Origin of the sequence: Citrobacter sp. RHB35-C21 (assembly GCF_013816515.1) — a bacterium.
Classification (GTDB): domain Bacteria; phylum Pseudomonadota; class Gammaproteobacteria; order Enterobacterales; family Enterobacteriaceae; genus Citrobacter; species Citrobacter braakii.
The window spans coordinates 1,174,281-1,199,018 of the sequence record NZ_CP057147.1 but is presented as its reverse complement, the minus strand read 5'-3'; the positions used below and the strand labels follow the sequence as shown (position 1 = coordinate 1,199,018).

Sequence of the window (24,738 nt, the reverse complement as noted above, 5' to 3'; positions counted from 1 at the left end):
GAAATGTCCGTTTGCCGGATGGCGGCTTCGCCTTATCCGGCACGTATTTTACGCGGATTTTCAGATATCAGAACAGCAAAGATGCAGTGGAATCCAGCGCCGCGCGACGGCGTTTTTCAGCGCTCAGTTGCTCAAGCTTATTGCGATCCACATAAATCAGCGCGTGAGTCGGGCAGACTTCCATACAGGCAGGGCCGGCCTCACGATGGTGGCACAGGTCGCACTTATTGGCTTCGGCTTTTTCTGCCCGGACGTTCAGACCTGCCCCGCTGTTACGAACAACCGGACGCACGACCACTTCCATTGCGCCATAAGGGCAAGCCACAACGCAGGTTTTACACCCAATACAGCGCTCCTGCATCACGTGAACAAAGCCTTTATCACGGCTGATTGCACCGTTCGGACAGACGTTAGCGCACGGCGCGTCTTCACACTGGCGACACAGCGTCGCCGTGGAGACATTAACGCCTTTGATGACGTGAATGCGGGGTAAAAAGGTTTCAGGGGTCAGCGATGCGCAGTCCTGGTTATCCTGATGGGATACCACGCAGGCCACTTCACAGGTACGGCAACCAATGCATTTATTGGCGTCTGCAATGATGAAACGGTTCATCAATTTCTCCAGCAATGACAGATTATCTACCGAAGCATTCATAAATCGTGCCAGAATTTAATTAACTGTTATTAAAGGTTTTTTATTTTGATGAATGCAGAGAAGCCGTGTCATCGTCACTAGTGACGATGACAAATGACAGCCGTCAGCGCAAAACGAGCGGCGCAACAGAGTCGCGTTGAATGAGTTCACCGGTGAAGGTTTTTGGCGGCGTAAACGCCCCGTCATCCAGCATAAAGATCAGGCGGCCTATCGTTTCCTGGATCATTTCCGTTACCGGGATTTTGACGCTGGAAAGCGCCGGAATAGTGTATGGCGCGATGGCGATATCATCGAAGCCAATCACCGACACCTGAGCAGGGACGCTCACGCCATGCGCGTGCAACTGCTTTATCGCACCGATCGCCATATCATCATTGCTGGCCACCAGCGCGGTAAAATTGACCTTATGCGAAAGCAAAGTATCGACTCCCGCCGCGCCGCAGGCTGGCGTCCATTTCCCTTTAACAATCAAATCATTATTAAGCGGAATACCATGATGTGCCAGCGCGTCTTTATAGCCTGAAAGTCGCTCCACGCCGGTAGGCGAATCCATCGAGCCAGTAATAAAACCAATCTCTTTGTGCCCGGCGGCAATGAGCTGAGTAACGGCGTTAAAACTGGTTTGCTTTTGATCGCACCACACGCAGTGGCTGGTATTTTTCCGCAGCCGCCGATTAAGCACCATAATCGGCTGGGCGTGGGCGTCGATGATATCGTCTATCTCATCCACGCTAAGAAAACGCGGATAGATCATAATCGCGTCACAGCGCAGGTCGAGCAGGTACTGGATCGCCTGACGCTCTTCCTCTGCGCTGTGCTTACCGTCAGCCAGCAACAACTGGCGTCCCTTATCTTCCGCCATCCGCGCGGTATGAAACAGCAGTTCGCTGAAATAGACGCCGTGATAAAGGGTGTTAGTTACCACCAGACCCAGCGTCTGCGTGGTTTTCGCTGCCAGACTGCGTGCCAGCAAGTTAGGGCGGTAACCACTCTCTTCAATGGCCTGAAACACGCGATCTTTGGTTTCCTGGCTGACATAGCCATTCCCGGAAAGCACCCGGGAAACCGTCGCTTTTGACACCCCGGCACGCTTCGCCACCTCCAGCATCGTGGTCATATTACTCATCCCTTTTCTCTCAATGTGACGCAGTGTACTGCACCGTTTCGCCGCTGTCCTTGCTGCTAAATTGCAAACGCTGACATCTGGTGATCGGAGTCACAATTATAAAAAATGATCAAAATTAAAACTTGCCCATTACGTGTAATTTAAACATGATTTTGTGGAACCGGTTTCCTATCTGCGTTTCATCACCCCAGAAAAGCGACCAACGTGAACGGATAAAACATAACGTACTCTACTGATAAAACAGGATTAAATCCGATGTCCAAAAATTATGCAGCGCTGGCGCGCTCGGTTGTGACGGCTCTGGGAGGCGTGGACAACATCACAGCAGTGACCCACTGTATGACCCGTTTGCGTTTCGTTATCAAAGATGACTCGCAGGTCGACAGCACGACGCTGAAGACGCTCCCTGGCGTGCTCGGCGTGGTGCGCAGCGATAACCAGTGCCAGGTGATCATCGGCAACACCGTTTCGCAGGCGTATCGCGAGGTAGTCAGCCTGTTACCTGCCAATATGCAACCTGCAGAGCCGCAAACCAAACCTCGGCTGACGCTGAAGCGGATTGGCGCTGGGATCCTCGACGCGCTGATCGGCACAATGTCCCCGTTGATCCCGGCTATTATCGGCGGATCAATGCTCAAGCTGCTGGCAATGATCCTCGAAATGACCGGCGTGCTGGTGAAAGGATCGTCCACGCTCACTATTCTGACCGTTATCGGCGACGGTGCCTTCTTCTTCCTGCCACTGATGGTCGCCGCCTCAGCAGCCATAAAATTCAAAACCAACATGTCGCTGGCAATCGCCATCGCTGGCGTACTGGTGCATCCCAGCTTCATCGAACTGATGGCGAAGGCCGCGCAGGGTGAGCACGTTGAGTTTGCCCTGATCCCGGTGACGGCGGTGAAATACACCTACACGGTGATCCCGGCGCTGGTCATGACCTGGTGTCTGTCCTACATCGAACGCTGGGTCGATCGCATCACTCCGGCAGTAACCAAAAACTTCCTTAAACCGATGCTAATCGTGCTGATCGCCGCCCCACTCGCCATCGTCATCATTGGCCCGATCGGCATCTGGATCGGTAGTGCAATTTCAGCGCTGGTTTATACCATTCACGGCTATCTCGGCTGGCTGTCGGTGGCCATTATGGGCGCATTGTGGCCGTTGCTGGTGATGACCGGTATGCACCGCGTCTTCACGCCAACCATTATTCAGACCATTGCCGAAACCGGAAAAGAAGGCATGGTGATGCCGTCGGAAATCGGCGCCAATTTGTCGCTGGGCGGTTCATCGCTGGCAGTGGCATGGAAAACCAAAAACCCGGAACTGCGTCAGACGGCGTTAGCGGCAGCCGCCTCGGCCATCATGGCAGGCATTTCCGAACCCGCGCTGTATGGCGTGGCGATCCGCCTGAAACGCCCACTGATTGCGAGTCTTATCAGCGGCTTTATCTGCGGTGCCGTTGCCGGAATGGCCGGACTGGCGAGCCACTCCATGGCGGCTCCAGGCTTGTTCACCAGCGTACAGTTTTTCGATCCAGCCAATCCGATGACCATCGTTTGGGTGTTTGGCGTGATGGCGCTGGCGGTCGTGCTTTCCTTTGTATTAACACTGCTCCTCGGCTTTGAAGATATTCCTGTCGAAGATGCAGCCGCGCAGGCCAGAAAAAACCAGGCCGCGCAACCAGGCAATATCAATAGAGCCAGCATTTGACTGGTATGAACTGAGGTTAACTATGTCTGTTTTTCCGCAAGGATTTTTATGGGGCGGCGCACTGGCCGCCAACCAGTCTGAAGGGGCATACCGGGAAGGCGGCAAAGGGCTGACCACCGTCGATATGATCCCCCACGGCACAAACCGCATGGCCGTCAAACTGGGTCAGGAAAAACGCTTTACGCTGCGGGATGACGAATTTTATCCCAGCCATCAGGCAATCGACTTTTATCATCGCTATAAAGAAGATATCGCGCTGATGGCGGAAATGGGGTTTACGGTTTTTCGTACTTCCATTGCCTGGAGCCGTCTCTACCCCAACGGCGACGAGCTGACGCCTAATGAAGAGGGTATCGCGTTTTACCGGTCCGTGTTTGCCGAGTGTAAAAAATACGGTATTGAGCCGTTAGTTACGCTGTGTCACTTCGATGTGCCGATGCATCTGGTCAGCGAGTATGGCTCCTGGCGTAACCGCAAAATGGTGGAGTTCTTTACCCGCTACGCCCGTACCTGCTTCGAGGCCTTTGACGGTCTGGTGAAGTACTGGCTAACGTTCAACGAAATCAACATTATGCTGCACAGCCCTTTTTCTGGCGCCGGACTGGTGTTTGAAGAAGGAGAGAATCAGGATCAGGTGAAATATCAGTCCGCCCACCACGAACTGATTGCCAGCGCCCTGGCAACTAAAATTGCCCATGAAATTAATCCGCAAAACCAGGTCGGCTGTATGCTGGCGGGCGGTAATTTTTATCCTTATTCCTGTAAACCGGCAGATGTGTGGACCGCGCTGGAAAAAGACCGCGAAAACCTGTTCTTTATTGATGTGCAGGCGCGCGGGGCTTACCCCGCTTACTCTGCCCGTGTGTTTCGCGAAAAAGGCGTGGTGATAGAAAAAGCGGCGGGAGATGACGATATCCTGAAAAACACCGTCGATTTCGTCTCGTTTAGCTATTACGCATCGCGCTGCGCCTCCGCTGAAATGAATACTGGCAATACCAGCGCCGCTAACGTGGTGAAGTCGCTGCGTAATCCGTACATTGCCGCCAGCGAATGGGGCTGGGGTATCGATCCGCTCGGTCTGCGCATCACCATGAATATGATGTATGACCGCTACCAGAAGCCGTTGTTTCTGGTGGAAAACGGGCTGGGGGCGAAAGATGAGAGCGATGCTAACGGCGAAATCAATGACGACTATCGCATTAGCTATTTACGCGAGCACATTCGCGCCATGGCAGATGCTATTGAGGATGGCGTGCCGCTGCTGGGCTACACCACCTGGGGCTGTATCGATCTGGTTTCAGCCTCAACCGGTGAGATGAGCAAACGCTACGGTTTTGTGTATGTGGACCGCGATGACGCGGGCAACGGCACGTTAGCGCGTAAACGCAAAAAATCGTTCTGGTGGTATAAGAAAGTGATTGCGAGCAACGGGACCGATCTGGAATAACAATGTTGCCGGATGACACTGCCATCCGGCAACACGTATTATTCAGAATATATATACCCGCTGTCTGTTATCATTTTTATTGTACAACTTTAGGATTTTGCAGCAGCGGCAAAGGCGCTTCGCCCAACGCGTGGACCTGACCAATAATTGTCGCGCTCCGGCCAATCTGTAATGACTCAACATTCGTACTATTATGGGAGCCAAACTGGAACTGAATCACGTTGTTCGTTTTATTATTTTCGTCTTTCAGGCTGACAAGATAAGAATAAGCATTGGAAATACCATTAACCTTACGAATATCAATGACCACGCCCCGCAGCTTCACCCATTCACCAAGATAGTCCTTATTGGCTTTAACAGGATTTAAGGTATAGGGCGCGACAAAATCAGCGACGGACAAGGTTGGCATTGACGCAGCTGATGACTCCCCCGGTTGAAATAATCGGTCTCCCGCAGAGAAGAACGCGTCAGCCGCCGTCTCGCACCCGCTAAGAAGAGAGGAAATAATAATTAAATTTACCAAACGAATACCTGAACGCATAAATAACTCCTGTATATTAATTTCCCATATATTCAAATTCTAAATAATTCGAGTATATAACCTCCCTGAACAACGCCGAAATATAATATAACTCCCGTATTAGTAAAAGAAGAGAATATTCCCCCCCAACTATTATCAACTTCTCATCTTTTTCATTATTTGCATTCTATTTTCTGGATCTGCCTTCCAGTTTCGGGTTTGCCCTCCCGCCTTTTTACTGGCATTTTATTCAGTAGTTTTCCATCTCTTTATTTGTAACAAGGGAGTGTTTATGTCTGGTAAAAATGGCAATGCCGAAGCGGTTATCAACAAGCCATTACGTCATTTTAAAGTCAGCTATGTCAGAGTACGGCATGAAGATCGCAAAACCGGTTTTACACGACGTATAAGCCGCCATGCTTCACTCACGATGAACGGAGACTGGCTGGAACAGGCGGGGTTCCCAACGGGCACGTCGGTAAAAGTATCGGTTACGCAGGGGAAATTAATTATTGAACAAGCAGGTGAATAGTCTGTTTCGAGGGTGTCGACGTTATCCGGATGGTGGTAATGCGACACACCATCCGGTATTCAGTGCCCTCAGGCTCAGGCTTCCGGTGCCTCTAATTCAGCGAACCCACCGTGTCCTTCCCACCCGGCTAATCGCTGATAGACGGTATCTACCGCATCTTTGATCGGCTGTGTCATCGGGTAGTAAAAACCGACAATATCCGGCTGAATGCCAAGGAAAATCACCTCGCCAACGTCGTCTTTCAGCTGATCGACCAGGTAGTTCAGCGGCATGTTGTGGGTGGTCATCATGAACATCTCGGCAATATCATCAGGATCGATAATGCGGATTTCACCAGGGTTTAGCCCCATGTCGGTAGCATCCACAATCAACAGACGCTGCGGGCGCAACTCACGGATGGCGACGATGTCGTTTTCCGGCGCGCTACCGCCGTCGATGACAACCCATTGTCCTTGAGGATTTGCAGCACACATTTCGGCCAACAGCGGCCCCGCGCCGTCATCGCCCATCATGCTGTTACCCACACATAATAAAACGTCAGTCACGATGTCTCCTCACCATCAGATAGATGGCGCTTTCCTGGTGGATATCGTGCAGCATGCTAAGCATCAGCTTGCTCCACTCCTGCTGCTGCGGGGTCTGCACGGCACGCGCATCATCGAACGCGCGCGCCAGCATCTGCACATGGTTGAAATCGATGACGATCTCGCCGTACTTCGGCACGCCTTCCATTTTCCGGCGGGCTTCACTGCCTTCGGCAAGCGTGGCAATCCACGCCAGATATTCATCCCACGGACAGGTTAACGCCGCTTCCAGGCAATCGATGATCCCAAGGTGGTGACCAATCGCCAGGCTGTAATAGACAACCTGCTGCGCCTCAGCGGGCGTTGCATCGTTCTCATCAATAAACTTACGGCTCAGTTGACTGAACACCACCGTTTCACTCATCGGATACGCGCCTCTTCGACAACATGATTAAGATGCGTGACGATCTCGGTCAGACGCGGATCATTTTCCGCTTCCAGCCAGCGCGCCACCTGATGCTCGCCCTGCCCTAACTGTGTCATATAGTCATCAGCAATCTGGCGACCATAGCGGTAGCCCGCCAGACGGCGGGCTTCACGATCCACCTTCACGCGCAGCGGCTGAACCATGTCCGGATGCAGAATTTCAGCCGGCTGTTCGTCCAGTTCACCTGGCGCACGCGCGTGAATTTTTTGTTCCAGCAGACCCAGCGCCATTGCAAAACCGTACAGCGTAGCCGCAGGCGTTGGCGGACAGCCAGGAATATACACATCCACCGGTACGATTTTATCCGTGCCGCCCCATACGCAGTATAAGTCGTGGAAGATACCGCCGCTGTTACCGCAGGCACCGTAAGAGATACAAATTTTCGGATCTGGCGCAGACTGCCAGGCGCGCAGCGCCGGAGAGCGCATGGCACGCGTTACCGCGCCGGTAAACAGCAGGATATCCGCATGGCGCGGTGATGGTACAACTTTGATACCAAAACGTTCGGCATCAAACAGCGGAGAAAGCGTAGCGAAGATTTCGATTTCACAGCCGTTGCAGCCGCCGCAGTCCACACGGTAAACGTACGCTGAACGCTTGATGCTTTTAAGCAGCGATGCTTTCATGCTGGCAATGGATTCATCCACCGTCATCGGTACCGGAATACCGTTGGCGTCACGTGGGCCTAATAAATTGCTCATCAGCTGGCCTCTTTCATATGGCGAGTCAGTTCAATACGGTCAGACGGCACCAGGCATTTCTGGCGCTTACAATCCGGGCAGGTCTCAAAGCTTTCACGGTGGTTTTCCGCACGGCTGTCGCCGTTGTGCTTAAGTAGCGCAATGGCGTAATCGATCTCTTTTTGTACCGCAAATGGGCGGTTACATACGCGACAATTACACAGCGCAAAGCGGGACTGCTGCAGGAAATCCTCTTTCTTCCACACCGCCAGTTCATACTCCTGCGACAGCTTGATTGCCGCCGTCGGGCAGACTTCTTCGCAGCGGGCGCAGAAGATGCAACGGCCGAGATTGAACTGCCACGCCAGCTCATGGGTAACCAGATCGGTTTCTACCGTCAGCGCGTTCGACGGGCACGCATTCACACAGGCCGCACAGCCAATGCACTGCTGCGGATTGTGTTCCGGTTTGCCACGGAAGTTTTTATCGACCGCAATCGGCTCCAGCGGATACGACGATGTCGGCGCCCCGGTTTTGATGACTTTTTTGATAAAGGTAAACATGGCGATTCCTTATTTCAGCGGCGAGTTTTTACGCTCGATGCTGTAGCGCTCAAGTTCTTTGTACGGCACGACTTTGCTCTTCTTCTTACGCACATCGACCACGGTCATACGGTCGGTACAGGAGTAGCAAGGATCGAGGCTACCGATAATCAGCGGGGCATCGGAAACGGTGTTGCCACGCAGCATGTAGCGCAGCGTCGGCCAGTTGGCGTAAGTCGCCGCGCGACAGCGCCAGCGATACAGTTTCTGGTTGTCGCCAGTCATACTCCAGTGGATGTCATCCCCGCGCGGCGCTTCAGCAAAGCCCAGCGCAAAGCGGTGTGGAATGTAGGTGAAACCTTCCACAGCCAGCGGGCCGCCTGGCAGGTTGTCCAGACCAAAGTCGATCATATTCAGTGCGGTGTAGACTTCATTGATACGGACTTTCAGACGAGAAATAACGTCGCAACCCTGCTCACTGTGAACTTCCATCGGCAGCAGACCATAGCCCACAAACGGGTGATCGGCGCGGGTGTCACGCGCATGGCCGCTGGCGCGTACCATCGGGCCGACGTTACTGAAGTCACGGGCAATTTCCGGATCCAGACGACCAATACCTACGGTACGCTGTTCCATGTTCGGCGTGCTGAGCAGCATATCGACCAGTTCCTGCACGTCACGACGCATCTGCTGCGCCAGTTGACGGGTCTGGATCATATCCTCTTTCAACAGATCACGACGAATACCGCCGATCAGGTTCAGACCGTAAGTTTTACGTGCCCCGGTGAGGATCTCCGCCATCTTCATGGAGGTTTCACGCACGCGGAAGAACTGCATAAAGCCGGAGTCAAAACCGGTAAAGTGACAGGCCAGGCCGAGGTTCAGCAGGTGCGAGTGCAGGCGTTCAACTTCCAGCAGAATGGCGCGGATCATCTGCGCACGTTCCGGCACGACGATGCCCATCGCGTTCTCGACGGAGGTGGTATAGGCGGTGCTGTGCGCAAAGCCGCAAATGCCGCACACGCGGTCGGACAAGAAGGTCACTTCGTTGTAACCCATGCGGGTTTCCGCCAGCTTCTCCATGCCGCGGTGGACATAGAACAGACGGTAGTCGGCGTCGATGATGTTCTCGCCGTCAACAAACAGACGGAAGTGACCGGGTTCATCAGAGGTGACGTGCAGTGGGCCAATCGGCACTACATTATTTTTCTTGTCTCCCAGTTCGTTGATGAACTCGTAGGTTTCAGCATCGGTAGTCGGCGCGGGGCGCTGGCGATAATCCATGCTGTCTTTACGCAGCGGGTAGAGTTCGTCCGGCCAGTCATCCGGCAGTACCAGACGACGCTCATCGGGCAAACCAACCGGGATCAAACCGTACATATCGCGCACTTCGCGCTCGCCCCAGACCGCAGCAGGCACGCGCGGCGTGACGGACGGGAACTCCAGCTTATTGGCATCGACCTCAACGCGCACGGTAATCCAGCACTTGGTTCCCTGCTCCATCGACAGCACGTAGTAAACGGCATAATGACCGCACAGCTGACGTTCGTCGTTACCAAACAGCACGGACAACCAGCCGCCCTGTTTGTAGTACAGGAACTCCACCACTTCCGGCAGGTAGTTCACCTTGACGGTGATCGTCAGTTGATCTTTGGTCTGCCAGGCTTCATCCAGCACGACGCCCGGGAAGGCCTGGTGCAGCGCCGCGAGATATTGTTGACCTAATTTTTCTTCAGACATGCTCAAACTCTCTTAAATCACGCCACCAGCAAGGAGACGAACGCTAAAAACGCAAACCCAAAACCGGCCCAGGTCACGCGTGAAGTGGCGCAAAAACGCAGACGCGCCATGCTGTTTTCGAACAGGGCGATGACCAGCACGCCGAGAACCAGTTTGATGACGGCAATCACCAGCGCCAGCAGCAGCCCACCCGAGGTGAAGGTTTCCATCTGTCCCCACGGCAGGAACACGCCAACGAACATTTGCAGAACGACCAGTTGCTTAAGGCTAATGCCCCATTTCAGCACCGCAAAACCGCTGCCGCTGTATTCGGTCAATGGACCTTCCTGCAGCTCCTGCTCTGCCTCTGCCAGATCGAACGGCAGTTTGCCCATTTCGATAAAGGTGGCGAAAGCACAGGCGCACAGCGCCAGAATCAACGGAATGCTGCGTGCAGCTGGCCAGTGATAAATGGTATCGGCGATATTGCTGATATGCGTTGAGCCAGCAACCTGCGCCGCAACCCACAGACCCAACAGCAGGATAGGTTCAACCAGCACGCCGAGCATCGCTTCGCGGCTGGCGCCAATAGCGGTAAACGGGCTACCGGTATCCAGGCCCGCGATAGAGAAGAAGAAGCGGGCGATGGCGAACAGGTAAATTAAGGTGATCAGATCGCCCAGTTGCGGCAGCGGTGAGCCAACGGTCACTACCGGCAACGCGGTGGCGATAGTCAGCATCACACCCACCATCACAAACGGCGTCAGGCGGAAAACCCAACTGGAATCCGCAGGCGCAATGCTCTGACGGCCCAGCAGTTTGATAATGTCGCGGTATTCCTGCAAAACGCCCGGACCGCGGCGATTGTGCAAACGCGCACGTGCCACGCGGGTAATACCGGACAGCAGCGGCGCAACGGCAAACAGCACCAGCGCCTGAATTAACGGATATAAAACACTCATTCTCAGGCTCCTCGTGAAACCACAATCACCACCAGTACCGCCAGCTCAATCAGCGCCAGGCGACGGAACAGCACCGGTGCAGCCGCATTCTGCCAGCCCGGAACCAGTGATACCGGATTCAGCCATTTGCGCAGTTTGAGTACCGGCGCAAAGGCTTCTTTCACCGGCATGGCAAAACCGTGTGCGGTAATGACCATTGACTGCTCGTGATCGTAACCACACACCCATGCCGCACCGCGTGAACGCGATGGCAGACGGTTGCCTTTGAAAATCGCCATGATGATGAACGGCAACAGCGGACATGCGATCAGCAGCAGCGTGATCATTGGCTGAGAAACGGTGGTGTTCGCGGTTTCCAGCGGCAGCGGAACGGCAGCGGAGATCATCGGCAGCAGCCACGGCGCAGCAACGCCCCCAATCACGCAGCAGATAGCCAACGCGACTACGCTAACGCCCATCAGAATTGGCGCGCAGCAGGCATTTTCAGCTTCCTTCGTGCGCGGTGCGCCAAGGAACGTAACGCCATAGACTTTCGCCATACACATCACCGCCAGCGCGCCGGTAATCGCCAGTCCCACCGCCAGCAACGGTCCTAACAGACGACCGACAAAAGCACCACTGTTGCCAAGCTTAAAGAAGGACTGGTAGATAACCCACTCACCGGCAAAACCGTTCAGCGGCGGCAGTGCGGCCATCGCCATCAGGCCAACCAGCATCGCCAGAGAGATAACCGGCATACGTTTACCGATACCGCCCAGTTTTTCGATATCACGATGACCGGTACGGAACCAGATGCTGCCTGCGCCCAGGAACAGAACGCTTTTGAACAGGCTGTGGTTTACCAGGTGGTACAGACCGCCGGTCAAACCCAGCGCAATCAGCGCAGGTTGATTCAGGGAAATTCCGGTTACGCCTGCGCCCAGACCCAGCAGAATAATGCCGATGTTTTCCAGCGTGTGGTATGCCAGCAGACGCTGAATGTTATGCTCCATCAGCGCATACAGACCGCCGACAAACGCGGTGATCATTCCCAGCACCAGCAGCGTAATGCCCCACCACAGCGGTGCATTACCGCCCAGCAGCGACAGGGAGAGAATACCCAGCAGCCCCACTTTCATGACGACGGTAGAGAACAGCGCCGCAGCCGGTGCGCTGGCGTTGGCGTGTGCCTGTGGCACCCATCCGTGCAGCGGAATAATCCCGGCCAGCAGGCCAAAACCCGCCACGCCCAGCAGCCAGATATCAGACCCGAGCGGCAGCTCCTGTGCGCGCAGGTCAAGCAGGCGCAGCTCCAGGGTGCCGTAGCGTTGCCACACCAGGTAGCAGGCAATAGCCAGCAGTAGCGTGCCGACACGGCCCAGCGCAAACCACAGTTTGCCCTCTTTGCTGCAGCCGGTGAGGAACACGGCACACAGCGCCATGATTTCCGCCATCACCACCAGCGTTCCGAGATTGCTGGCAACCACCGCACATACCGCCGCGGCCATCAGCAGATTCACCAGCAGCCCGTTGGCTTTTACCTGCGGATGACGATGCCAGTCAATGTTGTACAGGCTGACAAACAGGCCGCACAGGCCCAGCGTAATCAGCCAGATAGCGTTCAACGGGGTAATTTGCACACTGTGACCAATAAATGGCATCACACCGCTTAAAGCCAGGGCATTAGTCAGTACGGTGAAACCCGCAGCCGCTGTACACAGGCTGCCAACCGCACCGCCAACCCCGGCAATCCAGCCGCTCAGCGGTTTGTAAAATGAAAACAGAAATGCCAGAACCGCAGCCGCCGTAAACCAGGCTACGCCGCTGTTAATCAGTGAAATTGCGCTCATTTTGCATCCCCACTCTGAGCCTGCTGAAACAAGGTGAGATCGCCGAAGTCGGTATTGAAAGTCAGCTCACGCTTACGTTTGCTGGCGCGGGCAATATCCACGTTACTCACCAGGTGCAGGGCTTTGGTCGGGCACATGCGTACGCAGGCCGGACCAAGCTCGTCAAAACTGCACAGATCGCATTTCACCGCGATGGCACGAATACCCGGAACCCAGTCCAGCAACGTGCTCACGCGGGCAGGCGCTGGCGGAGCCGGAGGCGCTTTTGGCGTATTGGCGTTTGCCGGGATATGCAGCGGACGGCTACCGGAAAACTCAATCGCGCCAAACGGACAGGCGATCCCGCACAGTTTGCAGCTTACACACAGGCTTTCATTCAGCTGCACGGCACCATCAACGCGATTAATCGCATTAACCGGACAAACGGTGGCGCAAGGCGCATCTTCACAATGGTGGCAAAGCTGCGGGGCGGATTCTTTTTCATTTAACATCACTTTCAGGCGCGGCATTGACTGCAGGCCATGCTGGCGATGTGTCTCTGAGCAGGCGGCTTCACAGGTGTGGCAGCCGATGCAAAGAGTGGAGTCAGCAATTACAAAACGATTCACCAGGCATTCCTCAGGTGATAGTCATTTTTGACGAAAACATGTCTGGAAAATGTCATTTCGACATTTTTCGACATGCCCATTCCCTAAACGTCGTGACGCAGTATGAAAGTGCATCATGACAAAAGTGGGCACACCCAAGGCTTAAGCCGGGCTATGTCCCTCAATCAGCTGGCTTAAATTCACCGGCATATTGTTCTCAACAGCGGTATAGAGGCTGTCGTAGACGGTGGCGATTTTTTCGAGATAGTGCTCCAGCACCTGCTCGCGATCGCGGTTGCTGATACGCTCATCAACCTTACCATCGATGGTCAACTCAGCCTGTGCAATCAGTTGCTTATCATCACCGTCTTTCGTTTCAACGTAGTACTCGATGGTGTGGCTGTTAAAGCCGTCCGCCAGCGTGACGTAGATAGTGAAGTGTTCAAAAAGGACGAAGCAGAGATCCTTGTCCGGTGCGCAGCTCATTGCATGATGCAAACGCGCTTTTGACAGGGTGATCCCCTGAACCAGCGAGTTGCAGTAAATACGCCACTGGTCCTGTAGGCGACGATGCCGTTCAGCGATGTAATCGGCTTTTTCGCTTATTTCCCAAATAGTCATGTCAGGTTACCCGTTTAGCAGAGATGAACAGCTTTAAGCACATTTCATGCCAAAATTAAAAACCTTGATTTTCATATAGATAAAAAATCAAAGAGCGGTGACGACATGTCATTTCGTCATCGTCGTCATTGTCACGATAGAAAAAATTCAAGCTGGCATGTTTATTGCTTTTAATACGGCAACTTCATAGGAGGCGGTATGCACGAAATAACCCTCTGCCAACGGGCACTGGAATTGATTGAACAACAGGCCACGCAATACGGTGCTCAACGAGTAACTGGGGTCTGGCTCAAAATTGGCGCATTTTCTTGCGTAGAAACCAGCGCTCTCGCCTTTTGTTTTGATCTGGTATGCCGCGGGACCCTTGCAGAAGGTTGTAAACTCCACCTCGAAGAACAAGAAGCCGAATGTTGGTGCGAATCTTGTCAGCAATACGTCACCTTACTGACGCAACGCGTGCGCAGATGTCCGCAATGCAACAGCGATATGCTGAGAATTGTGGCCGATGACGGCTTACAGATTCGACGTATTGAAATAGATGAAACTCCAGCGTCGGATGCCGACGCCTAAGCGTCATCATCCGGCAACTGAAGTATCGCAAGTAATAAATCAGGAGTGAGCGATGTGTACGACATGTGGTTGCGCTGAAGGCAACCTTTATATAGAGGGTGATGAGCATAATCCCCACTCGGCGTTTCGCAGCGCGCCATTTGCCCCAGCGGCTCGTCCGGCGCTGAATATTACCGGGGTGAAGACCTCCAGTTTCACACCGAGCCAGACCGAAGAAGGCGATTTGCATTACGGTAACGGTGAAGCAGGCACCCACGCGCCTGGCATGAGTCAGCGCCGAATGCTGGAAGTGGAAATTGACGTGCTGGATAAAAACAACCGTCTGGCCGAGCGCAACCGCGCCCGCTTTGCTGCCCGTCAACATCTGGTATTAAACCTTGTCTCAAGCCCAGGCTCCGGTAAAACCACGCTGCTGACCGAAACGCTGATGAAGCTCAAAGACAGCGTGCCTTGCGCCGTCATTGAAGGCGACCAGCAGACGGTTAACGATGCCGCCCGTATTCGCGCCACAGGTACGCCCGCCATCCAGGTCAACACCGGTAAAGGTTGCCACCTTGACGCACAAATGATTGCTGACGCCGCGCCACGTTTGCCGCTTGAAGACAACGGCATCCTGTTCATTGAAAACGTCGGGAACCTGGTTTGCCCGGCCAGCTTCGACCTCGGAGAACGCCATAAAGTGGCGGTGCTTTCCGTCACCGAAGGCGAAGACAAGCCGCTGAAATACCCGCATATGTTTGCCGCCGCGTCGCTGATGCTGCTCAACAAAGTAGACCTACTGCCGTACCTCAATTTTGACGTAGAAAAGTGCATCGCCAGCGCCCGGGAAGTGAACCCGGAAATTGAGATTATCCTGATTTCCGCCACCAGTGGCGAAGGCATGGACCAATGGCTCTCCTGGCTGGAGACGCAGCGATGTGCATAGGTGTTCCGGGTCAAATCCGCACCATTGATGGCAACCAGGCCAAAGTCGACGTTTGCGGTATTCAGCGCGACGTCGACCTGACGCTGGTCGGAAGCTGCGATGAACACGGTCAACCCCGTCTGGGCCAGTGGGTACTGGTCCACGTCGGCTTTGCCATGAGCATCATTAATGAAGCTGAAGCGCGCGACACGCTCGACGCGCTGCAAAACATGTTTGACGTTGAGCCGGATGTCGGCGCGTTGTTGTATGGCGAGGAAAAATAATGCGTTTTGTTGACGAATACCGCGCACCAGAACAGGTGATGCAGTTGATAGAGCACCTGTGTGAACGTGCCGCACACCTCCCCTACACTGCTGAACGCCCGCTGCGCATCATGGAAGTGTGTGGTGGCCATACCCACGCTATCTTCAAGTTCGGTCTCGACCAATTGCTGCCTGACAACGTCGAGTTTATTCATGGCCCGGGCTGCCCGGTTTGCGTTCTGCCGATGGGCAGAATCGACAGCTGTGTGGAAATCGCCAGCCATCCGGAAGTGATTTTTTGCACCTTTGGCGATGCGATGCGCGTTCCGGGTAAACAAGGTTCTTTGCTACAAGCCAAAGCGCGCGGCGCGGATATCCGCATCGTCTATTCACCGATGGATGCGCTGAAGCTGGCGCAGGAAAACCCAACGCGTAAGGTTGTGTTCTTTGGCCTGGGTTTTGAAACCACAATGCCAACCACCGCCATCACCCTTCAGCAGGCAAAACAGCGTGACGTGCAGAATTTTTACTTTTTCTGCCAGCACATCACACTTATCCCTACGCTGCGCAGCCTGCTGGAACAGCCGGACAACGGCATCGACGCCTTCTTAGCGCCGGGCCATGTCAGCATGGTGATTGGCACTGATGCCTATAATTTCATTGCTTCAGATTTCCATCGTCCGTTGGTGGTCGCCGGTTTTGAACCGCTCGATCTGCTGCAGGGCGTGGTGATGTTGATTGAACAGAAGATTGCCGCACATAGCCAGGTCGAAAACCAGTATCGCCGCGTGGTGCCGGACGCCGGTAACCTGTTAGCGCAACAGGCCATCGCCGAAGTGTTCTGCGTCAATGGCGATAGCGAATGGCGCGGTCTGGGCGTCATTGAATCCTCTGGCGTTCACCTGACGCCAGACTATCAGCGCTTTGATGCCGAAGCGCATTTCCAGCCAGCGCCGCAGCAGGTGTATGACGATCCGCGCGCGCGTTGCGGCGAGGTATTGACCGGCAGATGCAAACCGCATCAGTGCCCGCTATTTGGCAAAACCTGTAACCCGGAGACCGCGTTTGGCGCCCTGATGGTCTCCTCAGAAGGCGCATGTGCCGCCTGGTATCAGTATCGTCAGCAGGAGTGTGAAGCATGAACAGCGTACAACTCGCCCACGGTAGCGGCGGTCAGGCTATGCAGCAGTTGATCAACAATCTGTTTATGGAAGCTTTTGCTAATCCGTGGCTGGCGGAACAAGAAGATCAGGCTCGTCTGGACCTGGCGCAACTGGTTGCAGAAGGCGATCGTCTGGCGTTTTCAACCGACAGCTATGTTATCGATCCGTTGTTCTTCCCGGGTGGCAATATCGGCAAGCTGGCCATCTGCGGTACGGCTAACGACGTGGCGGTCAGCGGCGCGATCCCTCGCTACCTCTCCTGCGGTTTTATCCTCGAAGAGGGTTTGCCGATGGAGACGTTGAAAACCGTCGTCAACAGTATGGCGGCGACCGCGCGTGAAGCAGGCATCGCCATCGTGACCGGCGATACCAAAGTCGTGCAGCGCGGCGCTGCAGACAAGCTGTTCATCAACACGGCCGGAATGGGGGCGATCCCCGCCAACATTCACTGGGGCGCACAGACCCTCGGCCCAGGCGATGTGCTGCTGGTCAGCGGTACGCTTGGCGATCACGGCGCAACTATCCTTAACCTGCGCGAACAGCTGGGTCTTGATGGCGAACTGGTCAGCGACTGCGCGGTATTGACGCCGCTTATCCAGACGCTGCGTGATATTCCCGGCGTGAAGGCGCTGCGTGACGCGACCCGTGGCGGCGTAAATGCGGTAACGCATGAATTTGCCGCCTCATGCGGGTTTGGTATTGAGCTGTCTGAAGCGGCCCTGCCCGTGAAGCCCGCGGTGCGTGGCGTTTGCGAACTGCTGGGTCTGGATGCGCTTAACTTTGCTAACGAAGGCAAGCTGGTGATTGCCGTTGAGCGTCAGGCTGCTGAAACGGTGCTTGCCGCGCTGCGCGCACATCCGTTAGGACGCGATGCCGCAATGATTGGTGAAGTGGTAGAACGCAAAGGTGTGCGTCTTGCCGGACTCTACGGCGTGAAACGCACTCTCGATTTACCACACGCCGAACCATTACCTCGTATATGCTAACAGCCGGTTGGCAGCAAGCTGTAGGCCGGGTAAGACGCATTTGCGTCGACATCCGGCCTTTACGCTGCATTATCACCTGATGGCGTTTTGCCGATCGGGTCTACGGTTCGTGTAGCAGGACCAGTCCGGCAATAATTTACGACTTATACCTATAATTCATTTACCGTTTTCGCACCGTTCTGCGGTGCTTTTCCTGGAAAAGCAATATGTCGTATACACCGATGAGTGACCTCGGACAGCAAGGCCTGTTCGATATTACTCGTACATTATTACAGCAGCCCGACCTGCCGTCTCTCAGCGAGGCGCTTTCGCAACTGGTCAAGCGTTCAGCGCTGGCCGACTGCGCGGCTATTGTCTTATGGCAGGCACAAACGCAGCGTGCGCGTTATTTTGCGACGCGTGAAAATGGTAACCCCATCGATTATGAAGACGAAACGGTGCTGGCGCATGGCCCGGTACGCCGTATTTTGTCTCGCCCCGATGCGCTGCACTGCAACTATCACGAGTTTAGCGAAACCTGGCCACAGCTGGCCTCTGGCGGGCTGTATTCTAAATTTGGTCACTACTGCCTGCTACCGCTGGCAGCAGATGGGCGAATCTTTGGCGGTTGCGAATTTATCCGTAACGAAGACCAACCGTGGAGTGAAAAAGAGTACAACCGGCTGCAGACCTTCACCCAAATAGTCGGCGTCGTTGCTGAACAAATTCAAAGCCGGGTCAGCAACAATGTCGATTACGATCTCCTGTGCCGTGAGCGTGATAACTTTCGCATCCTGGTCGCCATCACCAATGCTGTGCTCTCCCGCCTGGATATTGATGAGCTGGTCAGCGAAGTCGCCAAAGAGATCCATCACTACTTCGACATTGATGCCATCAGCATCGTGTTACGCAGCGATCGCAAAAACAAGCTCAGCATTTATTCCACTCACTATCTGGATGAACATCATCCGGCACACGAACAAAGTGAAGTGGACGAAGCCGGCACGCTCTCTGAACGGGTCTTCAAAAGTAAAGAGATGCTGCTGATTAACCTGAGCGAACGCGATACCCTGGCCCCTTACGAAAGAATGTTGTTCGAAACCTGGGGCAACCAGCTACAGACTCTGTGCCTGCTGCCGCTGATGTCCGGCAATAATATGCTCGGCGTACTTAAGCTGGCGCAATGCGAAGAGAAAGTATTCACCACTGCCAATCTCAAACTGCTGCGCCAAATCGCAGAACGCGTGGCGATCGCCGTGGATAACGCCCTCGCCTACCAGGAGATCCACCGCCTGAAGGAGCGGCTGGTCGATGAAAACCTGGCGCTGACTGAACAACTCAACAACGTGGAAAGTGAGTTCGGAGAAATCATTGGCCGCAGCGAAGCGATGTACAGCGTACTCAAACAGGTCGAAATGGTGGCGCAAAGCGACAGCACTGTCCTGATTCTTGGTGAAACCGGGACGGGTAAGGAGCTGATTGCACGAGCAATTCACAACCTGAGCGGACGTAACGCCCGTCGGATGGTGAAAATGAACTGCGCGGCAATGCCTGCCGGATTGCTGGAAAGCGATCTGTTTGGCCATGAGCGTGGCGCATTTACCGGGGCCAGCACGCAGCGGATTGGACGCTTTGAACTGGCGGACAAAAGTTCGTTATTTCTCGATGAAGTTGGCGACATGCCGCTGGAGCTTCAGCCCAAGCTGCTGCGCGTTCTGCAGGAGCAGGAGTTTGAACGTCTGGGCAGCAATAAACTGATCCAGACCGACGTTCGCTTGATCGCTGCCACTAACCGCGATCTGAAAAAGATGGTCGCCGATCGCGAGTTTCGTAACGATCTCTACTATCGACTGAACGTCTTCCCGATCCATCTGCCACCGCTGCGCGAGCGCCCGGAAGATATTCCGCTGCTGGTGAAAGCCTTCACCTTCAAAATTGCCCGCCGGATGGGGCGCAATATCGACAGCATTCCCGCCGAAGCCCTGCGTACGCTGAGCAGCATGGAATGGCCGGGTAACGTGCGCGAGCTGGAAAACGTCGTAGAACGTGCGGTTCTGCTCACCCGGGGCAACGTGCTGCAACTGTCCCTGCCGGATGTAATCGCTATGGCGCCGTCTACGCCGCTGGTGGCCACCGAAGTTGCGCAGGATGGCGAAGATGAATACCAGTTGATAATGCGCGTTCTGAAAGAAACCAATGGCGTTGTCGCCGGTCCTAAAGGCGCGGCACAAAGACTGGGGTTGAAACGCACAACGTTACTCTCGCGCATGAAGCGCCTGGGCATTGATAAGGACGCACTGGTTTAGCCAATGTGGCTATACTGGGTGATATCTCAACGAAAGGAGGCAGTATGGCAGTATCAGCACGTAATCAATTAACCGGCACAGTGAGCGCAGTCGCTACAGGCGCAGTGAATGATGAAGTTGAACTGACGCTGGCTGGCGGCGCAAAACTGGTCGCGATTGTGACCCATAGCAGCCAGCAGGCGCTGGGTCTGACAAAAGGGAAAGAGGCGATTGCCTTGATTAAAGCGCCGTGGGTGACGCTGGCAACAGAAGACTGCGGTCTGAGATTCTCTGCCCGCAACCAGTTTGCCGGTAGCGTTTCCCAGGTCACCGAAGGCGCAGTCAACGCCACGGTGCATATCAAAACTGACGCAGGCTTTGATATTGTTGCCGTCGTCACCAACGAAAGTCAGCATGAGATGAAACTGAGTCAGGGCAGCCGCGTTATTGCGCTGATCAAAGCCTCAGCCATTCTGATTGCCACCAAAGCGTAATATCCATTCGTCAACGCATGACCAAATTGCCCGATAGCGCTACGCTTATCGGGCCTACGCCACTGGTGCGTTTGTCTTTGTCGGCCAGATAAGGCGCAGCCGCCACCCGGCATAGAATAGCTAAATCACTTCTTCCGCTGGTATTTCTCGGGTAACTCCGGCACCGGACGTTTGTCATCAATCAGATGACGCACGGTCAGGATCGGATGACGCCAGAGCATTCTGGGTCCAGCCCAACGCATAATTTGCTTCATCTCTTCGCGTTTAGCGGGCTGGTAACAGTGCACCGGACACTGTTTGCAGGCCGGTTTTTCCTCACCAAATACGCATTTATCCAGGCGCTTTTGCGCATAGGCAAACAACGCATCGTAATGCCCCGGTTCATCTGAAGCCTGCGGACACTGGCTCTCATACAGCGAGATCATTCTCTGGATCGTCATTTTCTCACGTGCAATACGTTTGCCGGACATGATGCCTCCATAATTAAGTTGCATAAATAATACACCTTAACTAAGCGCAGGACTATTACCTGGCGGTGATACATTCCTTAGCACCCTACGCAAATAAGAATTATTTTCATTTGTTTATGCCATGTGCTATATAACATAGCAAAGGCTATATTCGATGATAAATTAACCACTTTGTTGTGAGGGATACTATGCCGCATCTGCCCCATCTGAAGTCATTTCTCCTTGCCAGCGTGTTAACGGCGCTTACGCTGTCACCTGCCTGGGCGAAAGAAAAGTTCAAAGTGATAACCACCTTTACGGTGATTGCCGATATGGCAAGCAACGTGGCAGGTGACGCGGCGGACGTCAGTTCCATCACCAAACCCGGGGCAGAAATTCACGAATATCAACCCACACCGGGGGATATTAAACGGGCGCAAGGCGCACAGCTTATTCTCTCCAACGGCCTTAATCTCGAACTATGGTTTGCCCGCTTCTACCAAAATTTGTCCGGCGTACCGGAGGTCATGGTCTCAAATGGCGTGCAGCCAATGGGTATCAGCGAAGGGCCATACAACGGCAAACCGAATCCGCATGCCTGGATGTCAGCGGAGAACGCGCTTATCTACGTGGACAACATTCGCGATGCGCTGATGAAATACGATCCCGACCATGCCGCAACCTACCAGAAAAATGCGGAGAATTATAAAGCGAAAATCCAGCAAACTCTGGCGCCACTGCATGCAGAACTGGCGAAGCTCCCTGCAGATAAACGCTGGCTGGTCACCAGCGAAGGCGCATTCTCTTACCTCGCGCGTGATAACGGCCTGAAAGAGCTGTATCTATGGCCGATCAATGCCGATCAGCAAGGCACGCCCAAGCAGGTACGCAAAGTGATCGATGCGATCAGAAAACATCAAATCCCTACCGTATTTAGCGAAAGCACCGTGTCCGACAAACCTGCGCGTCAGGTCGCCCGCGAGTCTGGCGCGTATTACGGCGGCGTGCTGTATGTCGATTCGCTCAGCGCTGCCGATGGTCCGGTACCGACCTATCTGGATTTACTGCGCGTGACGACAGAAACCATCGTCAGCGGCATCAACGACGGGTTAAGGAGCCAAAAATGAGTCAATCTGCGATTACCGTGAATCAGGTTACGGTGACGTATCGCAACGGCCACACCGCGCTGCGGGATGCCACTTTTCAGGTTCCGGGCGGCTCAATTGCCGCTCTGGTCGGCGTAAACGGTTCGGGAAAATCAACGCTTTTTAAAGCGCTGATGGGTTTTGTCCGGTTGGCGAAAGGGGAAATATCTATTCTGCAACAACCGGTTAATAAGGCGCTCAAACAGAATCTTATCGCCTATGTCCCCCAGTCAGAAGAGGTGGACTGGTCGTTTCCGGTACTGGTGGAAGATGTAGTGATGATGGGCCGCTTTGGCCATATGGGGTGGCTGCGTCGACCAAAACAAATCGACCACGACTGCGTGGATGCGGCGCTGGCGCGGGTAGATATGCTGGACTATCGCCATCGCCAGATAGGTGAACTGTCCGGCGGGCAGAAAAAACGCGTTTTTCTGGCAAGAGCCATCGCACAGGACGGGCAGGTTATTTTACTGGATGAACCCTTCACCGGCGTGGATGTGAAAACCGAGGCCCGGATCATCGATCTGCTGCGTGAACTGCGTGATGAAGGCCGGACCATGCTGGTCTCTACCCATAATCTGGGATCCGTCACCGAATTTTGCGATTACACGGTGATGATTAAGGGCACGGTGCTGGCAAGTGGGCCAACCGAAACCACCTTTACCCACGAGAATCTCGAGCTGGCATTCAGCGGCGTTCTGCGTCACGTCGCGCTGAGCGGCGGTGAACAACACGTGATTACCGATGATGAACGTCCGTTTATTTCGCGACGCGCGGCAAGCGAGGGGGAGCAATCATGAACTGGCTGACGGAGCCGTTTGGCTACCAGTACATGCTCAACGCCATGTGGGTTTCGGCGATGGTCGGCGGCCTGTGCGCATTTCTCTCCTGCTATCTGATGCTCAAAGGCTGGTCGCTGATTGGCGATGCGCTGTCGCACTCGATCGTTCCAGGCGTGGCCGGAGCCTATATGTTAGGGCTTCCCTTTGCGCTGGGCGCATTTCTTTCCGGTGGACTGGCGGCGGGCAGCATGCTGTTTCTCAATCAGCGTTCACGCCTGAAGGAAGATGCCATTATCGGGCTGATTTTTTCGTCCTTTTTCGGTATCGGGCTGTTTATGGTGTCGCTTAATCCGATGTCGGTAAACATCCAGACCATTATTCTGGGTAACATCCTGGCGATTGCGCCGGAAGATATCCTGCAACTGGCGATCATCGGCGTGGTTTCGCTGACCATTCTGTTTTTGAAGTGGAAAGATCTGATGGTGGTCTTTTTTGATGAAAACCACGCGCGGTCTATCGGTCTGAATCCGGGTCGGCTGAAGCTATTGTTTTTTACGCTGCTCTCCGTTTCCACGATCGCCGCACTGCAAACCGTCGGTGCCTTTCTGGTGATTTGCCTGGTGGTTACGCCCGGTGCGACGGCCTGGCTGCTGACCGATCGTTTTCCTCGCCTGCTCACCATCGCCGTGGCGCTCGGCAGCCTGACCAGCTTTTTCGGCGCCTGGCTAAGCTACTGGCTGGACGGTGCAACCGGCGGAATTATCGTCGTTCTGCAAACGCTGCTGTTCCTGCTGGCATTTGTCTTCGCACCAAAACACGGTCTGCTGGCAAATCGCCGCCGCGCCCGTCTGGTGAACAAGGAGCAAGTATGATCTTAACAACGCTGCTGGAACCTTTTCAGTTTAGCTTTATGGTTAATGCGCTGGTCATCTCTACCATCGTCGCTGTGCCCTGCGCGCTGCTGTCGGTATTTTTAGTACTCAAAGGCTGGGCGCTGATGGGCGATGCCATGAGTCATGCGGTTTTCCCAGGGATTGTCCTGGCGTGGATTGCGGGCATCCCGCTGGCAATTGGCGCGTTTATCGCCGGTCTGTTCTGCGCGGTGGCAACCGGATACCTCGACGATAACAGCCGCATTAAGCGCGACACCATCATGGGTATTGTTTTCTCCGGGATGTTTGGTGCGGGTCTGGTGCTGTACGTCTCTATCCAGTCAGAAGTCCATCTCGATCATATTCTGTTCGGCGACATGCTGGGCGTATCGTTAAGCGATATCATGCAAACCGCGGTTATTACTCTGGGGATCGCGCTTATCATCGGACTTAAATGGAAAGATTTGCTGCTGCATGCGTTCGACCCACATCAGGCAAAGGCCAGTGGGCTTAACACCGCACTGCTGCATTACGGCCTGTTGTGCATGATCGCCCTGACGATTGTCGCCACGCTAAAATCGGTAGGGATTATTTTGTCAATTTCATTACTGATTGCACCTGGCGCCATCGCGATTTTAATGACGCGGAAATTTTCCCACGCCTTATGGCTGGCGGTGGCGATGTCGGTCATTACCTCATTTATGGGCGTGTACCTGTCATTTTTCATCGACAGCGCGCCGGCTCCCACCATCGTCGTACTATTTTCTCTGCTGTTTGTGATTACCTTTATTTATGCAACCCTGCGCGATCGGCGTTTAGAGAATCAGCTTCAGCTGCAGGATCCGTAAATTATGGGGCAGCTAATGTTCTTGATATTAATATAGCCTCCGCCAGGAGGTTATATT

27 protein-coding genes are annotated in these 24,738 nt (G+C 54.3%); 14 read left to right on the top strand and 13 right to left on the bottom strand.

Annotated features, from left to right (window positions below; genetic code table 11):
• Positions 1 to 67: 67 nt before the first annotated feature.
• Together hydN and HVZ39_RS05815 are read right to left on the bottom strand one after the other, a co-directional pair.
• The gene (gene hydN, locus HVZ39_RS05820) at positions 68 to 613 is read right to left on the bottom strand and encodes an electron transport protein HydN (protein WP_003037366.1); all 546 of its coding nucleotides are present in this window, start codon (positions 611 to 613) and stop codon (positions 68 to 70) included.
• A 145-nt stretch (positions 614 to 758) separates the two neighbouring features.
• Positions 759 to 1,772: a LacI family DNA-binding transcriptional regulator gene (locus tag HVZ39_RS05815; protein ID WP_019077540.1), complete on the bottom strand. Its 1,014-nt coding sequence runs from the start codon at positions 1,770 to 1,772 to the stop codon at positions 759 to 761.
• Positions 1,773 to 2,036: 264 nt separating this feature from the next.
• Here HVZ39_RS05815 and ascF point away from each other — a divergent pair, with 264 nt between their 5' ends.
• Together ascF and HVZ39_RS05805 are read left to right on the top strand one after the other, a co-directional pair.
• Positions 2,037 to 3,491 (top strand): PTS cellobiose/arbutin/salicin transporter subunit IIBC, encoded by a 1,455-nt coding sequence (gene ascF / locus HVZ39_RS05810; RefSeq protein WP_046274835.1) that lies wholly within the window; start codon positions 2,037 to 2,039, stop codon positions 3,489 to 3,491.
• Between the two features lie 22 nt (positions 3,492 to 3,513).
• On the top strand, positions 3,514 to 4,938 hold the full coding sequence (locus HVZ39_RS05805) for a 6-phospho-beta-glucosidase (RefSeq protein WP_137380089.1): 1,425 nt from the start codon (positions 3,514 to 3,516) through the stop codon (positions 4,936 to 4,938).
• Between the two features lie 76 nt (positions 4,939 to 5,014).
• Here HVZ39_RS05805 and HVZ39_RS05800 read toward each other — a convergent pair whose 3' ends face one another.
• Positions 5,015 to 5,479, bottom strand: a complete 465-nt coding sequence (locus tag HVZ39_RS05800) for an OB-fold putative lipoprotein (protein WP_016157319.1) — start codon at positions 5,477 to 5,479, stop codon at positions 5,015 to 5,017.
• Between the two features lie 271 nt (positions 5,480 to 5,750).
• Here HVZ39_RS05800 and HVZ39_RS05795 point away from each other — a divergent pair, with 271 nt between their 5' ends.
• Positions 5,751 to 5,990 (top strand): SymE family type I addiction module toxin, encoded by a 240-nt coding sequence (locus tag HVZ39_RS05795; protein ID WP_016154182.1) that lies wholly within the window; start codon positions 5,751 to 5,753, stop codon positions 5,988 to 5,990.
• Between the two features lie 74 nt (positions 5,991 to 6,064).
• Here the strand turns inward: HVZ39_RS05795 and hycI are convergent, their stop codons facing one another.
• From hycI to hycA, 9 genes are all read right to left on the bottom strand, one after another.
• Entirely contained in the window at positions 6,065 to 6,535 is a 471-nt protein-coding gene (gene hycI, locus HVZ39_RS05790; RefSeq protein WP_016154183.1) for a hydrogenase maturation peptidase HycI, read from the bottom strand.
• Complete coding sequence (locus HVZ39_RS05785) at positions 6,528 to 6,938, bottom strand: formate hydrogenlyase maturation HycH family protein (RefSeq protein WP_003037385.1); 411 nt, start codon at positions 6,936 to 6,938, stop codon at positions 6,528 to 6,530. Before HVZ39_RS05785 ends, hycI begins: the two co-directional genes overlap by 8 nt.
• Positions 6,935 to 7,702 carry a formate hydrogenlyase subunit HycG gene (gene hycG, locus HVZ39_RS05780; protein ID WP_003037388.1) on the bottom strand — a complete coding sequence of 256 codons (768 nt, stop codon included), beginning with the start codon at positions 7,700 to 7,702 and terminating at the stop codon, positions 6,935 to 6,937. The genes HVZ39_RS05785 and hycG overlap by 4 nt, the downstream gene beginning before the upstream one ends.
• Positions 7,702 to 8,244 (bottom strand): formate hydrogenlyase subunit HycF, encoded by a 543-nt coding sequence (gene hycF / locus HVZ39_RS05775; protein ID WP_016154185.1) that lies wholly within the window; start codon positions 8,242 to 8,244, stop codon positions 7,702 to 7,704. Before hycF ends, hycG begins: the two co-directional genes overlap by 1 nt.
• Positions 8,245 to 8,253: 9 nt before the next feature.
• The gene (hycE, locus tag HVZ39_RS05770) at positions 8,254 to 9,963 is read right to left on the bottom strand and encodes a formate hydrogenlyase subunit HycE (RefSeq protein WP_016154186.1); all 1,710 of its coding nucleotides are present in this window, start codon (positions 9,961 to 9,963) and stop codon (positions 8,254 to 8,256) included.
• 17 nt (positions 9,964 to 9,980) lie between these two features.
• Complete coding sequence (locus HVZ39_RS05765; protein WP_019077545.1) at positions 9,981 to 10,904, bottom strand: respiratory chain complex I subunit 1 family protein; 924 nt, start codon at positions 10,902 to 10,904, stop codon at positions 9,981 to 9,983.
• 2 nt (positions 10,905 to 10,906) lie between these two features.
• Complete coding sequence (gene hycC, locus HVZ39_RS05760; RefSeq protein ID WP_181633325.1) at positions 10,907 to 12,733, bottom strand: formate hydrogenlyase subunit 3; 1,827 nt, start codon at positions 12,731 to 12,733, stop codon at positions 10,907 to 10,909.
• The gene (gene hycB, locus HVZ39_RS05755) at positions 12,730 to 13,341 is read right to left on the bottom strand and encodes a formate hydrogenlyase subunit HycB (RefSeq protein ID WP_016154189.1); all 612 of its coding nucleotides are present in this window, start codon (positions 13,339 to 13,341) and stop codon (positions 12,730 to 12,732) included. The genes hycC and hycB overlap by 4 nt, the downstream gene beginning before the upstream one ends.
• Positions 13,342 to 13,482: 141 nt before the next feature.
• The gene (gene hycA, locus HVZ39_RS05750) at positions 13,483 to 13,941 is read right to left on the bottom strand and encodes a formate hydrogenlyase regulator HycA (protein ID WP_016154190.1); all 459 of its coding nucleotides are present in this window, start codon (positions 13,939 to 13,941) and stop codon (positions 13,483 to 13,485) included.
• Positions 13,942 to 14,139: 198 nt separating this feature from the next.
• Between hycA and hypA the strand changes: the two genes are divergently transcribed.
• The 7 genes from hypA (at position 14,140) to HVZ39_RS05715 (ending at position 20,585) form a co-directional block, all read left to right on the top strand.
• On the top strand, positions 14,140 to 14,511 hold the full coding sequence (gene hypA / locus HVZ39_RS05745; RefSeq protein WP_019077546.1) for a hydrogenase maturation nickel metallochaperone HypA: 372 nt from the start codon (positions 14,140 to 14,142) through the stop codon (positions 14,509 to 14,511).
• Positions 14,512 to 14,563: 52 nt separating this feature from the next.
• A complete protein-coding gene (hypB, locus tag HVZ39_RS05740) occupies positions 14,564 to 15,436 on the top strand; it encodes a hydrogenase nickel incorporation protein HypB (RefSeq protein ID WP_181598946.1) in 873 nt (290 codons plus the stop codon).
• Entirely contained in the window at positions 15,427 to 15,699 is a 273-nt protein-coding gene (hypC, locus tag HVZ39_RS05735; protein WP_003037411.1) for a hydrogenase 3 maturation protein HypC, read from the top strand. Before hypB ends, hypC begins: the two co-directional genes overlap by 10 nt.
• The gene (gene hypD / locus HVZ39_RS05730; protein WP_019077547.1) at positions 15,699 to 16,820 is read left to right on the top strand and encodes a hydrogenase formation protein HypD; all 1,122 of its coding nucleotides are present in this window, start codon (positions 15,699 to 15,701) and stop codon (positions 16,818 to 16,820) included. The genes hypC and hypD overlap by 1 nt, the downstream gene beginning before the upstream one ends.
• Complete coding sequence (gene hypE, locus HVZ39_RS05725) at positions 16,817 to 17,827, top strand: hydrogenase maturation carbamoyl dehydratase HypE (RefSeq protein WP_016154194.1); 1,011 nt, start codon at positions 16,817 to 16,819, stop codon at positions 17,825 to 17,827. Before hypD ends, hypE begins: the two co-directional genes overlap by 4 nt.
• A gap of 206 nt (positions 17,828 to 18,033) precedes the next feature.
• A complete protein-coding gene (flhA, locus tag HVZ39_RS05720; protein WP_181633324.1) occupies positions 18,034 to 20,112 on the top strand; it encodes a formate hydrogenlyase transcriptional activator FlhA in 2,079 nt (692 codons plus the stop codon).
• Between the two features lie 44 nt (positions 20,113 to 20,156).
• Positions 20,157 to 20,585: a TOBE domain-containing protein gene (locus tag HVZ39_RS05715; protein ID WP_016154196.1), complete on the top strand. Its 429-nt coding sequence runs from the start codon at positions 20,157 to 20,159 to the stop codon at positions 20,583 to 20,585.
• Between the two features lie 125 nt (positions 20,586 to 20,710).
• Here HVZ39_RS05715 and HVZ39_RS05710 read toward each other — a convergent pair whose 3' ends face one another.
• Positions 20,711 to 21,055, bottom strand: coding sequence for a nitrous oxide-stimulated promoter family protein (locus tag HVZ39_RS05710; RefSeq protein WP_003825888.1), 345 nt, complete (start codon positions 21,053 to 21,055; stop codon positions 20,711 to 20,713).
• A 188-nt stretch (positions 21,056 to 21,243) separates the two neighbouring features.
• Between HVZ39_RS05710 and HVZ39_RS05705 the strand changes: the two genes are divergently transcribed.
• The 4 genes from HVZ39_RS05705 to sitD are packed head-to-tail and all read left to right on the top strand — an operon-like array spanning position 21,244 to position 24,681.
• The gene (locus HVZ39_RS05705) at positions 21,244 to 22,161 is read left to right on the top strand and encodes a metal ABC transporter substrate-binding protein (protein WP_019077550.1); all 918 of its coding nucleotides are present in this window, start codon (positions 21,244 to 21,246) and stop codon (positions 22,159 to 22,161) included.
• Positions 22,158 to 22,979, top strand: coding sequence for an iron/manganese ABC transporter ATP-binding protein SitB (sitB, locus tag HVZ39_RS05700; RefSeq protein ID WP_016154198.1), 822 nt, complete (start codon positions 22,158 to 22,160; stop codon positions 22,977 to 22,979). The genes HVZ39_RS05705 and sitB overlap by 4 nt, the downstream gene beginning before the upstream one ends.
• Positions 22,976 to 23,833, top strand: coding sequence for an iron/manganese ABC transporter permease subunit SitC (sitC, locus tag HVZ39_RS05695; RefSeq protein ID WP_016154199.1), 858 nt, complete (start codon positions 22,976 to 22,978; stop codon positions 23,831 to 23,833). Before sitB ends, sitC begins: the two co-directional genes overlap by 4 nt.
• Positions 23,830 to 24,681, top strand: coding sequence for an iron/manganese ABC transporter permease subunit SitD (gene sitD / locus HVZ39_RS05690; RefSeq protein WP_016154200.1), 852 nt, complete (start codon positions 23,830 to 23,832; stop codon positions 24,679 to 24,681). The genes sitC and sitD overlap by 4 nt, the downstream gene beginning before the upstream one ends.
• Positions 24,682 to 24,738 lie beyond the last annotated feature (57 nt).